The sequence below is a fragment of the Deltaproteobacteria bacterium genome (assembly GCA_005879795.1).
GTDB lineage: Bacteria > Desulfobacterota > Binatia > DP-6 > DP-6 > DP-6.
Window position 1 is genome coordinate 1 of sequence record VBKJ01000047.1, and the last position, 13062, is coordinate 13062.

The 13062-nt window shown below is 73.2% G+C and carries 12 protein-coding genes and 1 pseudogene; 2 read left to right on the top strand and 11 right to left on the bottom strand.

The features are described from left to right. A partial coding sequence (locus tag E6J59_02385) for a hypothetical protein (protein TMB23216.1) occupies window positions 1-168 on the top strand: 168 nt, incomplete at its 5' end. A gap of 96 nt (window positions 169-264) precedes the next feature. Here E6J59_02385 and E6J59_02390 read toward each other — a convergent pair. The 4 genes from E6J59_02390 to E6J59_02405 form a co-directional block, all read right to left on the bottom strand. Further along, window positions 265-1599, bottom strand: coding sequence for a hypothetical protein (locus E6J59_02390; protein ID TMB23217.1), 1335 nt, complete (start codon window positions 1597-1599; stop codon window positions 265-267). Between the two features lie 202 nt (window positions 1600-1801). Continuing rightward, a complete protein-coding gene (locus E6J59_02395) occupies window positions 1802-2962 on the bottom strand; it encodes a glycosyltransferase family 4 protein (GenBank protein TMB23218.1) in 1161 nt (386 codons plus the stop codon). Then, window positions 2959-3969: a glycosyltransferase family 2 protein gene (locus E6J59_02400; GenBank protein TMB23219.1), complete on the bottom strand. Its 1011-nt coding sequence runs from the start codon at window positions 3967-3969 to the stop codon at window positions 2959-2961. Before E6J59_02400 ends, E6J59_02395 begins: the two co-directional genes overlap by 4 nt. 36 nt (window positions 3970-4005) lie before the next feature. Next, the gene (locus tag E6J59_02405) at window positions 4006-5469 is read right to left on the bottom strand and encodes a M6 family metalloprotease domain-containing protein (GenBank protein ID TMB23220.1); all 1464 of its coding nucleotides are present in this window, start codon (window positions 5467-5469) and stop codon (window positions 4006-4008) included. Here E6J59_02405 and E6J59_02410 point away from each other — a divergent pair. Then, window positions 5468-5896 carry a PKD domain-containing protein gene (locus tag E6J59_02410; protein ID TMB23221.1) on the top strand — a complete coding sequence of 143 codons (429 nt, stop codon included), beginning with the start codon at window positions 5468-5470 and terminating at the stop codon, window positions 5894-5896. The genes E6J59_02405 and E6J59_02410 overlap by 2 nt on opposite strands. Before the next feature lie 68 nt (window positions 5897-5964). On the opposite strand, the gene E6J59_02415 is transcribed toward E6J59_02410, so the two are convergent. From E6J59_02415 to E6J59_02445, 7 genes and pseudogenes are all read right to left on the bottom strand, one after another. Next, window positions 5965-6888: a dihydroorotate dehydrogenase gene (locus E6J59_02415; GenBank protein TMB23222.1), complete on the bottom strand. Its 924-nt coding sequence runs from the start codon at window positions 6886-6888 to the stop codon at window positions 5965-5967. Continuing rightward, the gene (rimI, locus tag E6J59_02420) at window positions 6885-7370 is read right to left on the bottom strand and encodes a ribosomal-protein-alanine N-acetyltransferase (protein ID TMB23223.1); all 486 of its coding nucleotides are present in this window, start codon (window positions 7368-7370) and stop codon (window positions 6885-6887) included. The genes E6J59_02415 and rimI overlap by 4 nt, the downstream gene beginning before the upstream one ends. Next, window positions 7367-8377 carry a ketoacyl-ACP synthase III gene (locus E6J59_02425; GenBank protein ID TMB23224.1) on the bottom strand — a complete coding sequence of 337 codons (1011 nt, stop codon included), beginning with the start codon at window positions 8375-8377 and terminating at the stop codon, window positions 7367-7369. Before E6J59_02425 ends, rimI begins: the two co-directional genes overlap by 4 nt. A gap of 11 nt (window positions 8378-8388) precedes the next feature. Continuing rightward, window positions 8389-9381, bottom strand: a complete 993-nt coding sequence (locus E6J59_02430) for a beta-ketoacyl-ACP synthase 3 (protein ID TMB23225.1) — start codon at window positions 9379-9381, stop codon at window positions 8389-8391. A gap of 1122 nt (window positions 9382-10503) precedes the next feature. After that, window positions 10504-10797 (bottom strand): annotated as a pseudogene (locus tag E6J59_02435) (YfhL family 4Fe-4S dicluster ferredoxin). 94 nt (window positions 10798-10891) lie between these two features. After that, window positions 10892-12199, bottom strand: coding sequence for an FHA domain-containing protein (locus E6J59_02440; protein TMB23226.1), 1308 nt, complete (start codon window positions 12197-12199; stop codon window positions 10892-10894). Then, window positions 11974-13062 (bottom strand): trypsin-like peptidase domain-containing protein (locus E6J59_02445; GenBank protein ID TMB23227.1); only part of this gene is annotated, 1089 nt, incomplete at its 5' end. The genes E6J59_02445 and E6J59_02440, both read right to left, overlap by 226 nt.

Consider the following 13062-nt stretch of genomic DNA (forward strand, 5'->3'; position numbering starts at 1 on the left):
TTCAACGTCCGGGGTGAGCCGATCGTGTGCACGCCGCGCGATGCCTACCTGTGCTTCATGCGGACCGAGATGGACCACCTCGTCCTCGGCCCGTTCCTCCTCGACAAGGCATCGCAGCCGCCCCTCAGGGACGACGTCGACTGGCGGAGCGAGTATCAGCTCGACTGAAGGACCCGGACGCCGGCGGCCGCGCGCGTTCCCCTGCCCGCCGGCGGCGTGTGGGGCTCCCCGCGCTCCCCCGCCCGTTGCGCGGCGCCTGGGCGCTCAGGCGCCGGGGCCGGACGGCCCGCGTCCCGGGACCGGCCCGGTGAGCGCGTCCGGCTGTTCGGGCTCGCCTCGGTGGACGCGGATCGCCCGGCCGATCGCCCACGCGACCAGGCGGTAGCCGTAGGGGCTCACGTGGCAGCAGTCGTCCACGTACAGCGGATCGCGGATGCCGGCGAAGACCATGGTGAGATCGTCGAATCGGACGCCCGCCGCGGGGAGATCCTGGCCGTACCGCCGGAGGAGCGGGTAGCCGCTCACGACCTCCTTCTGGTAGGGGTGCCCAGCCCGGATCGCCACCTTGCGCTCGCCGTCGTCCATCGGCTTCGAGCCATCGACGTACTGGTTGGGCTGGAGGAAGTGATAGTACTCGATCCCGTTCGCCTCGCAGAGCCGGCGCATCTGTGCCGACGACTCGCTCCATACCCGCGCCAGGTAGTCGTACAGCGCCCGATCGTCGGCGAACTCTAGCCTGGGCCCCGTGACGGCGTAGCTCTCACGTCCCACGGCCTCATGCGCCTGGAGCTCGGCGAGAAGCCGGCCGCGCTCGCTCGCGAGCGCTCCGTCCCGCCCCTCCCACACCATCGACAGCGCGCTGCTGCGGCAGAGCCCCCAGTGGAGAAAGCCCGCCGCCCAGCTCGCGCGCCGGGCGTCCACCGCGTAGAGCGCGCCGAGCCGCGTCAGCACCCGAGGATCCTTCAGCTGCCCGACGCGCCAGTACCAGGCGCGCGGGTACACCGGCGAGACGCCGTGCGGAATGTTCTCGACCGGCGGCAGCACAACCTCGTTGAACCCGTCGATGTTGATGACGATGTCGAACTGACCCCCGAGCGCCAATATGTACGCCAAGGCGAGGAGCTGCTGGGGTTGCTTGTAGCCCCCGGAAGCAACGCAGACGACGCGCACCTTACGCCCCGGCGGCGCCACCAGCGGCTGCAGGGCGGGCGCAGCGACATCGCACACCCCGCCCGCGAAGGAGCCGCCGAAGATGCCGATGATCACGGTGTGCTCCGAGCGCTGCACGATCTGGCTCGGGTCGCCAATGGTCACCCCAGTTGACCTGCTCGCCGGATCGGGAACGTAGCCGAGATACGGATGGAGGACCTCCGGCTCCTGTCCCCCCGGGGGGCTTGGGCCCGCATCCTCCCCGCGCCGCAGGCCGCCACCCTCGCCGCCGGCGACGCGCTCGAGCAGGGCGGAGCGGCAGACGTCGGGCGAATACCACCGTCCCCGGGTGACGCGGTACGCGAGCCGGGAGAGCCCCTCGACCCCCAGCGGGACCAGCACGAACCAGACGGCGAGTAGGAGAACGCGCGTGAGAGGGCGTTCGTGCATCGCGGCTCAGCCGCTCTCTCGCGGACATTGTGCACAGCCGTTCGCCGTGCATCGCACACCCCGATGCGTCATCCACGAGTGAGCCACCGCAGACTCGAGCTCCGGACCGGCAGATTATCCGCGGCAAGGCGGTGGCGGCAAACCACGTACGGAGTTGGCCGCTCGGAGGCACCGTGCCCACCGCGGCGGTCAACACGGGTGCTCAGCCGCCGGCGGCCCGGGGCGCGCGGGCGGCCGGCACGCCAACGCCGAGCCGCTCCTCGAGTACCCGCGCCAGCTCCGCCGCCTGGCGCTCGGGGCCGAAGCGCGCGAGCACATGGGCGCGCGCCGCCCGCCCGAGGCTCTCCGCGAACCCGGGGGCGTCGAGCAGGCTCCCGATCGCCTCCGCCAGCGCCGCGGGGTCGGCCGGCGGGCAGGCGACGCAGTGCTCGCCCGGGCGGAGCACCTCGCGCAACGCGGGCCCGTCGCGCGTGACGAGCGGGCGGCCCGCAGCAGCCGCCTGCCACACCTTGTTCGGCACCACCATTGCCGCCTTCTGGCTCGCGCCGAACACCCCGAGCACGACCGCCGCGGCAGCCAGCTCGGCGGGCAGGCTCGCCAGCGGCACCGCGTCGCGCCAGGCGATGCGCGCCCCGCCGCGCCCGAGCGCCTCGGCGCGGGCCCGCTCCGGGCCGTCCCCGATCAGCACGACCTCGGCCCGCTCGCCGAGTCGCGCCGCGGCGGCGACGATCGTCTCGACACCGTGGAGCGGGAGGTGCCGCCCGTAGAAGAGGACGCGGCGCGGCGCCGGCCGCGCCGGCAGCGCGGGCAGGAACTCCGGCTCGGCGCCCAGGTACCACACCGCGAGCCGCTCGCGGGGCGCGCCGAGCGCGGTCAGGTACTCGGCGTGCGCCCGGGTGTCGGCGAGCACGACGTCCGCGGCGCGGAGGCTCGCGCGGTCGATCCAGGCGAGCGCGCGTGCCCACGGCCCGCCGGGGGCGACGAGACGCCGATCGTCGGCGAGCGTCTCGGTCAGGCTCACGAGCGGCGCGAACACGAGCCCCGCTCGTGGCCGGCAGAGCCGGCGGGCGAGGAGCACGTCGAGCTGGCCCCCGAAGCCCACCACGACGAGCGGCGGCGGCCCGGCGAGCCGGCGCCAGCGACGAACGAGCCGCCGCGCAGCCGCCGCCCAGCGTGCGCCGAGAAGCGCCAGCGACGGGGCGCCGAAGTAGCGCCGCCCCTTGGTGCGCGTCTCCTCCCAGAGGGGCTCGTGACATTCGCCCACGCGCCACCCGGCCCCCGCGAGCGCCAGGCCGAGGAGGCGGTTCGCGCTGTGCCCCGCGTCGTACGTGCCGAACAGGCACGCGCTCGCGGGCGCGCTCACGGCGGGGCGTGTCGCGCCGCCCGCGGCTCGGCGGCGGGCTCGAGCCGCTCGACGTCGGGCCCGTTCCCGAGGCGCAGCTCGAGCTCGCGCAGGCGCACCAGGGCGTCCTCCTGGAGCGAGCGGCTGGCGCCCATCAGGTCGGCGAGCAGGCCGATCAGCATGGTCTGGAAGCCGACGATCAGGAGCACCGCGGCCAGGATCAGGCTCTGCACGTGGCCGGCCCCGCTGCCCGTCAGGTAGTCGAAGAGGAAGCGCGCGCCGATCACGCCGCCCACCGCGATGCACGCCCCCCCGATGCGCCAGAAGACCTTGAGCGGCTCGTAGAGCGCGTAGATGCGCACCAGGGTCGCGATCGAGCGGCGGACGTAGAGCGTCACGCGGCCGAACAGGCGCGAGGGCCGCCGCTCGGGGTTCGTCTCGACCGGGACGTGCGCGATCGGGATGTGCTTCTTGCCGGCCTGGATGATCGTCTCGAGCGTGTAGGTGAAGTCGCTGAACACGTTCAGGCGGAGCGCCGCGCGCCGCGAGAAGGCGCGAAAGCCGCTCGCCGCGTCGGGGACGCGCGTGCCCGACACCCGGCGCACGACCCAGCTCCCGATCCGCTGCAGGAGTCGCTTCCCGGCTCCGAAGTGCTTCGTACGGGACGGCGAGCGGTCGCCGATCACCATCGCCGCGTGACCGGCGAGGATGGGCTGCACCAGGCGCGCCACGTCCGCGCCCCGGTACTGGTTGTCGGCGTCGGTGTTGACGATCACGTCGGCGCCGAGCTTGAGCGCCGCATCAAGCCCGGCCTCGAAGGCGCGCGCGAGCCCGAGGTGCACCGGCAGGCGAAGCAGGTAGGTCGCGCCGGCGCGTCGCGCCACGTCGCCGGTGGCGTCGGTCGAGCCGTCGTCGATGACCAGCGTTTCCACGTGGTCGAAGCCGGGCACGTCGCGCGGCAGCTCCGCCAGCGTCGCGCCGAGTGACGTCTCCTCGTTGAAGCTCGGTATCTGGATGATGAGCTTCATACGCGCGAGGAGCGTCTCACGCTCGCGGCGAGAGAGTCAACCCTCTGCTGGCGCGACCAGCACGTCGAACCGCATGACCGGCCCGGCCGGCGAGAGGTTGCGCAGGACGACGCGGGCCGGACCCCCGTCGTGGGGCGCCATGCCGGGCGTGTGCGGACCGCACACGGGGGAACGTCCGACGAGTACGCCGGCCGCGAGCATCACGCCGGCGGCAGCGAGCAGACCCGTCGCCGGCACCAGCGGGCGCGGGCGCGCGACGCGGAAGACGGCGGCCGCGACCAGAGCCGCCCCCAGGAGGCGGAGCGCGGCACCCGCCCGCCGGCGCCACGGCGGCGGGCCGGACCACGGATCGGTCGCGTCGCCACGGTTGCCGCCCGCGGCGTGCCCGCGGTCGAGGTCGCCGCGCCCGTCGGCCTCGACCAGGTGGAGGAGCTTCCGCGCCACGTCCGTCTCCGCGCTCCGGAAGGCGAGCCTGCTCTCGTCGACGTGCCACACGAGCAGGCCCTCGCCCGGGAGCGCGCGATCGGCGCCCACACGGGCGCGGTTCTCGAGCAGGTAGTACTCCTCGGGGTGAGCGGGCGCGGCCGGGATCTTCACCACGCGCGCCTCGCGCTCGATCTGGGGCAGCGCCACGCCGCGCGTCGAGCGCGTGATCGTCTCGACCTCCACCCAGCCGAGGCGGAGCTTCGACCACGCGCACAGGTGCGGCGGCCGCTCGCCGCGCCGGAGCCAGGTGCCCTGCCCCATCAGGCCCCAGACGCCGATTCCCTCCTGCGCGTGCCCACCGGGAGCGTACAGCTCGGGGAGGCCGAGCAGGTGGCCGAACTCGTGGCAGAGGACACCGAAGGAGCTGAACGGGTGGACCTCCTTCTCGGCGATCACACACGCCTCGTCGAAGGCCGCCCGGCCCGCGCGCGCGGGCGGCGACAGCCCCGTGTAGTTGGACCAGGGATCGTCCGAGTTGTCCCCGGCCGGATGGGACTCGCGCCCCGCTCCTGCGAAGAACACGACCAGGGCGTCGGCGTCCGGCGGGGCGGCGAGGGCCGCGAGCGCGTCGCGTGCGAGCGCATCGGGCCGCCCGACGTAGCCCCGGCGGGGCCCGGGGACCGTGACCGTGGTCTCGACCAGCGTGGGCTCGATGCGGAGCCGCCCGCCCGAGACCTCGGTCCAGTAGGCGACGAAGCGCGAGAGCTGACGGGTGAAGTGCGCGCGCGGTTTGGCGAGCGGCCGATCGGGAAAGCCGGCGAGCACGACCAGGAGGCGGAGCTCGCGCGGCGGGCGAGATCGGTCGGCGACCGCCGCGCGGGCAGCAGCCGCGAGCGCGAGCGCCGCCAGCGTCCCGGCGAGGAGTCTGTTGGCGTGACCATGGCGAGCGCCGCAGCCGCCGTGGTTACCGCGACGGCCTCTTGGCGCGGCGCGGCGCCCGTAATTGACAGCTTCCGGGTCGTCTGTGAGAATCCGCCGCCGCTCAGCGAAACCCGACCACGGAGGTCCCTGCATGACGCGCCTCTCCCCCGCCCGAGCCGCCCTAGCCCTGGCGCTCCCGCTCGCCCTCGCGGGCTGTGGCGGAGGCGGGAGAAGCGAGGCGCCGAGCGCCACCACGACGGTCGCGCCGAGCAAGGCGGCCCCCACCACGACGGCCGCCGCGGCGGGCAAGGCCGAGGAGGAGGCCGCGCCGCTCCTCGCCTGGGCCGACGGCACGCCCGAGGACGGGCAGGCGCCGCTCACCGTCGAGTTCAAGGCCGACGTCGAGGGCGGAACACCGCCGCTCAAGTACTCCTGGAAGTTCGGGGACGAGACGCCCGAGTCGAACGAGGCGAACCCGAAGCATACGTACACGAAGGCGGGGAAGTACCGCGCCGATCTGTCCGTCACCGACAGCGCCGGCGATTCGGACACGGACTACATAGAGATCGAGGCCCGCTAGACGCCCGCCGCGGCGGGGGGCGGCGGGGGCGCCGCCGCCGGACGGGCCTGCGTCGTATCGCTCTTCGCTCACGACTGTAGCGTGCCGATCATGTCGCTGATCGCCCGGACGCCGTGGGCGCGACACCAGCGCGCCATCTCTCCGGCGATGCGCAGGGGGGCGCGGGGGTCGTAGAACGTCGCGGTCCCGACCTGGACGGCGCTCGCACCGCAGCAGAGGAACTCGAGGGCGTCCTCGCCGGTCATGATGCCGCCGATGCCGACCACCGGGACGCGGACGGCCCCCACCAGCTCCTGCACCATGCGCAGCGCGACGGGCTTGATGGCGGGGCCCGAGAGACCGCCGCTGCCGGTCGCCAGCCGCGGGCGCCGTGTCTCCACGTCGATCGCGGTCGCGCGCAGCGTGTTGATGGCGGTGAGCGCGTCCGCGCCCTCGGCCTCGGCGGCGAGTCCGACCTGCGTGATGTCGCCCACGTTGGGCGAGAGCTTGACCCAGAGCGGCGCGCGCACGCGCGCCCGCACGGGGCGCACGATCGCCGCCAGAGCCCGCGGGTCGGTGGCGAGGATGCCGCCCCACTCGGGACGGTTCGGGCTCGAAGCGTTCAGCTCGAGGGCCACCACGCCCGGCGCGCCGTCGAGCCGCGCGGCGCACTCGGCGAACTCCTCGGGGCTGTCGCCCCAGAAGTTGGCAATGACTCGTGCCCCAGCCGAACGCAGCGCCGGGAGGCGATCGGCGAGGAAGGCCTGCACGCCGATGTTCTGGAGGCCGATCGAGTTGAGCATGCCGCCCGGTGTCTCGAGCAGGCGGGGCGCCGGTTTCCCGGCCGAGGGCCGGAGCGAGAGCCCCTTCACCGCGAGCGCGCCGAGCGCGCCCAGGTCGACCAGCGCGGCGAACTCGGTCCCGTAGCCGAAGGTGCCGGCAGCGGCGATGACGGGGTTCGGCAGCCGGACCGCGCCGACCGCGACGCTCGCATCGACGCCGCCCGCACTCACCGCCCGCCCAGCCTGAGCTCCATCACGATCGCGTCCTGGCCGGGGCCGTAGTAGCCGCGGCGGACGCCCAGGTCCTTGAAGCCGAGGTGGCGGTAGAGCCGCCGCGCGATCACGTTCCCGGCCCGCACCTCGAGGTAGACGACGCGCGCGCGCGCCACCTCGGCCTCGGCGACCACCGCCGCCACCAGCGCGCGCCCGTGCCCCAGACCGCGCCGCTCGGGATGGACCGCGACGTTCAGCAGGTGGACCTCGTCGGTCACCCGCCAGCGGCAGGTGTAGCCGATGACCTGCGGCCGGGGGACGGCTTCCTCCACCGTCACCACCAGGCGCGCGAACGGGGTCGCCAGCTCCTTCTCGAAGAAGGCGCGCGACCAGGGCTGCGCGAACGAGCGGCGCTCGATCTCGAGCACGGCGGGCAGGTCCTCGTGCCGCATGTCGCGCAGGACGGCGCGCGGCAGCTCGGGGGCGATGGCCACGCTCACCACCTCATGAGCACGGCGCCCCACGTGAAGCCGGCGCCGAAAGCCGCCAGGCAGACCAGCGCGCCCGGCTTGACGCGCCCCTCCTCCACGGCCTCGTGGAGCGCGATCGGGATCGAGGCGGCGGTCGTGTTGCCGTAGCGCTGGATGTTGTTGAAGACCTTCTCCTCGGGCAGCTCGAGCCCCATCGCCACCAGCTGGCTGATGCGCAGGTTCGCCTGATGCGGGATCAGGAGGTCCAGGTCGGCGGTGGTGTAGCCGTTGTGCGCGAGCGCCTCCCGTATGACCTCGGGAAAGCGCGTGACGGCGTGCTTGAAGACGTAGCGCCCCTCCATGCGCGGCCAGAGGCGGCTGCCGGGCTGGTCGAGCATGTCCTCGGTGATCCGCGGCCGCACGCGGCTCGACGGGACCTCGACGATGAGCTTCTCGGCGTACCTGCCCTCGCTGTGGAGGTGAGTCGAGAGGATGCCGCGGCGCGGGTCGGGCTCGGGCCCGAGCACGGCGGCGCCCGCGCCGTCGCCGAAGATGACCGCCACCTCGCGGCCGAGCGTGGAGAGGTCGATGCCGGTCGAGTGGATCTCGGCGCCCACCACCAGCACGTGGCGCGCGCCCCCGGTGCGGATCCACTGGTCGGCGACGGCGAGCATGTAGACGAAGCCCGAGCACTGGTTGCGCACGTCGATGACCGGCATGCCGCGCACGCCGAGGTTGCGCTGCAGGAACGAGGCCGTCCCCGGGAAGTCGACGTCGGGCGAGAGCGAGCCCAGGATGATGAGATCGAGGTCCTCGGCCGCGATCCCCGCCGAGCGGAGCGCCTCGCGCGCGGCGCGCTCTCCCAGCTCCGCGCCACTCGTCTCCCCCCTGATGAAGCGACGCTCCCGGATGCCGGTCCGCTGCTCGATCCACTCCTCGCTCGTGTCCATCAGCTCGGTCAGGTCGTGGTTCGTCACCACCCGCTCGGGGAGATGGTGGCCGAGGCCCAGGATACGGGAGTTGACCGTCTCGCCCATGTCCCCTCCCCTCAGAGGCGCAGCAGCACCCCGCCCCACGACATGCCCGCGCCGAAGGCCGCGCAGCAGACGAGGTCACCCTTTCCCACCCGCCCCGCGGCGAGCGCATCGGCGAGCGCGATCGGGATGCCGGCGGCCGCGATGTGGCCCGCACGCTCGGCGGTCGCCACGACGCGCTCACGCGGTAGGCGGGCGGTCTCCGCCGCCGCGCACGCCACGCGCGCGTCGAGGTAGTGCACGAGGAAGAGCGCCACGCGGTCGGCCCCCACACCGGCGCAGTCGAGGACCTCGTGCGTCACGCCGGCGAGTGCCGCGCGTGCCTGCGGGTGCACGGCCGCGGCATCGAGCCGATAGTAGTGGCGGCCGGCGCGATAGGCCTCTCGGTCCATGCGCGCGGGGTAGTGACGGCTGGCGGGGAACTCGCACCAGAAGCGCTCCAGGCCGTCGGGGTCGCTGTGCAGGACGGCAGCGAGCACGCCCGGCGTGCGCGCCGCGCCGAGCACGACCGCGCCGGCGCCGTCCCCGAAGTACGGCGTCACCGCGGCTGCGCTCGGCGAGTAGTCGAGGGCGGTCGAGTGGACCTCGGCGCACGCGACCAGCACGCACCCCGCGGCCCCCCCGCGTACGAAGCGATCCGCCGTGGCGAGCGCGAAGAGGAAGCCGGCGCACTGGGCGCGCACGTCGAGCGCGCCCACCGTCCGGAAGCCGAGCTTGTCCTGCAGGTAGCAGCCCGAGCCGGGGAAGGCGACGTCCGGCGTCATGGTGGCGAACACGATGAGATCGACGTCGGCGGGCTCGAGGCCGGCGCCGGCGAGCGCGTGGAGCGCGGCCTCGCGCGCCAGGTCCGAGGGCCCGTGGCCGTCGTCGGCGTGATGCCGGCGCGTCACCCCCGTCAACTCCGCCAGCCGCGCGGCCGAGGCGCCGAGCGCGCCCGCGAGCTCTTCGTTGCTGACGGCCCGCGCTGGCAGGTGGCGGCCGCAGCCGAGGACGGCGCTCGCCGGCAGGGCCTACGCTCCAGCCTTGGGGAGGATGACCTCGAGGGTCTTGTCCCGGTAGCGGTGTCGGAAGCCGGCGACCGGGTCGCGCAGCGCGACACGCGTCGTGAACTCGGGCGGGAAGGCAGGCGCGACGGCCGTGAGCTTGCGCACCTGCGGGTCGATGACACGCCCGTGAACCACGAAGGCGCCGTCCTGCAGGCTGAGCTCGTAGTCGTAGTCGGGCATCTCGGGCGGGAGCCCGAGCTCGTCGGCGAGCGACGAGGGCGGGAGGCGGCGTGGAAACTCGAGGCGGAGGATGTAGGCATCGTCGCGGTCCACGACCTTGTAGATCGAGCCGTAGCGGCGCTCGCGCTCGACCTTCTCGTCGAAGTGCGCCTTCCCGCCGTAGAAGCCGTCGAAGCCGACCCCGCTCCCGGCGCCGCGCGCACCCGCGAGCAGCACGACCAGGCGGCCGAGCGGCCACACGAGCGGCGCGTAGAGCGCGCCGCGGACCCGCGCCTCGCCGAACGGGACGCCGCCGAAGAGGCTCTCGCGCATCCGGAACGCGGCCTCGGCGAAGGCGAGAGCGAGGCCGAGGAAGATCCACTTGTGGACGCCCAGGCTGAAGAGGTCCGCGCGTCCCGTGCCGACCGCGAGCCCCAGGATCGCGACCGGGTAGATCACCATGTTCAGGAACACGTTGGCCGCGGTGGCGAGCTGGGGGTTGAAGAAGCGGCGGTCGGCGATGGCCGCGTCGATGCGTTCCTGCCCGCGCGCTCCGAGCGCGCCGAGGAGCCCCTGCCCGGCGGCCAGGAGCGCGAGCGGCAGCGCGGCGAGCCGCGAGCCGAGCCGCCGGCGCGGCGCGCCGAGCTCGGCCAGGAGCTGATCGAAGTCGACCGGCAGCTCGCCCGCGAAGGAGCGCGCCGGGCGCGGCGCGGCGGGGGGCTTCGCGACCGGCTTCTCGACGCGTCCGCGCAGGCCGGCCGTCGGCTTCGGCGCCGCCGGCGCCGCGGCCTTGGCCGGCGCGGGCTTCGGCGCCGGCGACGTCGCCGGGGCCGGGGCGGCCCCGGCCACGTCGTGTCCGTTCGTGGCCGGCGCGGCGGCGCCCTCCTTCTTGAAACGGGAGGGCGCGTCGTCGGGGATCGTCTTGTCGGGATGGAGCGCCCGGGCGCGCTCGAGGAGCGCCGCCTCGCTCTCCGGCCGCTCGGGGTCGGGCACGCAGCAGTCGACCGGGCAGACCTTGGCGCACGCCTCCTGGTCGTAGAAGCCGACGCACTCGGTGCACTTCTCGGGGACGATGTAGAAGATGTCGTTGGAGAGGGCCGGACGCATCGAGCCGTCGGGCGCCTGCCACTCCACCCCGCCCTGGTAGATGGCGGTGTTCGGGCACTCCGGCTCGCAGGCGCCGCAGTTGATGCATTCGCTGGTGATCACTGTCGCCATCGAGTGGGTCCTCTCTCGACCTGCCGGCGAGCGTCGGAAGGCGGGTGCCGCTGGCGCGGAGTCCGCCGCCACCGGCCTCCCAAGCTAGTAATTCCTAACGGTTTTGGCCGGGTGGGTCAAACCTTCCCGTGGCGCGGTGCTGTCGGACCCTCCCCTCGTTTCGTTGCGAACCGAGCTCGCTGTCCCCCTCTTCGAGTCCTGCCAGCCACGCGGCGGCCCGCGGCTTCTGCGTCGCGAGCTGCCGGACCTCGCCTTCGAGATCCAGTACCTCTGCCAGGATCGCCTCCACCGGTGCACCCGGAATCCATGCCCGGGGGAGGGGCCGTAGCGCGGCATCGAAATGGATTTGCCTGGAGAACTCGAACGAGTTCCAGCGTGACGCGAAGGTGAACAACCCGAGGAGGCAGAGCGCGGCCACGGTCGCAACGGCCAGGCGCTTGGGTGCCTTCATCGTACCGACCAGGGCGAGGTGCGCGCTGAAGAGCCAGCCCACCGGGCCGGCGTTACAGGCGACACTGAGCAAGGTACCGGACCAGGTTCCGGCGCCGATGAACCTGACGTACCCCTGGACCGTGTCTCCAATCAGGTCCAGCCCGAGAAATATGCACGCGACGGACGTATGGGCGAGGAAGCGCCAATCGTGGGTCACCACGCGCGTGACGAGCGCCCAGGCTGCGGCCCAGACCGATATCCCGACGACGAAGAGGATCCCGAGGCCCGCCACCCTCCAGCCCTGTGGCCGCTCGTACCCTTCGATGAGCACCGAGTTCATCAGCAGCACGGCGACTATGAGCCAGCTCGCAAGCGCGACGGGGGCGCGGGTGAGGCGGGTAGAACCGCTTGCACCGTGGATTTGGACCAGCGCCGGCGGCACCGACGCATCGTCGCGGCGGAAGCGGAGAACCGTGTTCCCGATGCGCACCCGCCCGTCCGAGGGAAGCGGCGCGCGCGAGATGCGCGCTCCGTCAGGATCGCCGTGGGTCCCGTTCACGCTGCCCAGATCCTCCACCCGGAGCGCGCCATCGTCGGTGCGTAGGAGGCGGAGATGCGTCGGACAGACGTACGGATCATCGACGATGACGTCGTTGGCGTACGCTCGACCGATCGTGATCGGACAGCGGTCGATCCGGTGCCGGTCGAGGAGCCGCCCCCGCCGGTCGAGCACCTCGAGGAAGATCACTTCGCCCACTCGATCACCCCGAGGTAGCGGCCGACCACCCGTTGCACCGTTGCGGCGCTCACGCCCGACAGTGCGAGTGAAGTCTCGGCTCCGCGCGTACTCGCTCCGAGCACGGCCGCCCTGAGCACGGCGTCGTAGAGCCCGGGCAGCCGGCGATAGGCCCGCAAGCAGAGCGCCACCTTCATCGGGACGTCTCGGTTGCGCACGAGCCGCTGCCGGCAGCGGAACGCGGTGACCTCCTCTTCATTGCCGTAGAACTCCCCGTAGTGCGTGCCGAAGTAATCGGAGAACAGCGCATGGAACTGGAAGGTGTTGAGCTCCTCGGTGGTGAGCACATGGTGACGGTACCGCACCACGCCCGAGAGAAGCTGATCCGAGACGAAGACGTAGTCGTCAGTCGCGCACTCCTGGGTGATGACGGCGTACGGCTTCGACTCATCGCGTGCCGCGTCGCCCCAGCAGCGCAGAAATGGCGCGAGCTTGCCGGGCAGCACGATGCCCCCGAGCGTGACCGCGGGAAGCGCGTCGGCCGCGAGCAGGGTGGCGAAGTAGGTCTCCTGGTGCGCGAGCAGTTGGTCGCGCACGACGTCGAGCCACCTGGGCGGAGGGCGCTCGCCCGCGAGCGCGGGGCCACCGAGCAGCGCCCGGGCGAGCGCGATCGGGACGAGGAAGCTCACCTGGTTGCCGGCGGAGCGGACGTTGACGCCCACCACCTCTCCGCGCGCGGTCACGGTCGGTCCGCCGCTCATGCCCGGGTTGAGCGAGCCGGTGAAGTGCAGACGCTGGTAGAGCGAGTGCTCGAGGAGGCCGTTGTATGTGCCCTCGACGATGCTGAGACCCAGGTCGTGCGGATGTCCCATCGCGTAGAGCCGCGTGCCGTGGGCGGGCTCCCCGTCCATGAGCTCGAGAGCAGTTCGTGGGGCGGAGGCGCCGCGCAGAACCGCCAGGTCGTGGACCGCGTCGACCGCCTCGATGTGTACCGTCTCCGCAGCGCCGAGGTGGTCGACGCGCTCGGCGACATAGCGATCGGGGTGGAGCACGAGCTTCGACACGACGTGGTAATTCGTCACCATGCGGCCGGCATG

Coding starts and splice junctions, on each gene's coding strand:
- E6J59_02390 (TMB23217.1), bottom strand. CDS start 1,599: ATGCACGAACGCCCTCTCACGCGCGTTCTCCTACTCGCCGTCTGGTTC.
- E6J59_02400 (TMB23219.1), bottom strand. CDS start 3,969: ATGAAGCTCATCATCCAGATACCGAGCTTCAACGAGGAGACGTCACTC.
- E6J59_02410 (TMB23221.1), top strand. CDS start 5,468: ATGACGCGCCTCTCCCCCGCCCGAGCCGCCCTAGCCCTGGCGCTCCCG.
- E6J59_02405 (TMB23220.1), bottom strand. CDS start 5,469: ATGCAGGGACCTCCGTGGTCGGGTTTCGCTGAGCGGCGGCGGATTCTC.
- E6J59_02425 (TMB23224.1), bottom strand. CDS start 8,377: ATGGGCGAGACGGTCAACTCCCGTATCCTGGGCCTCGGCCACCATCTC.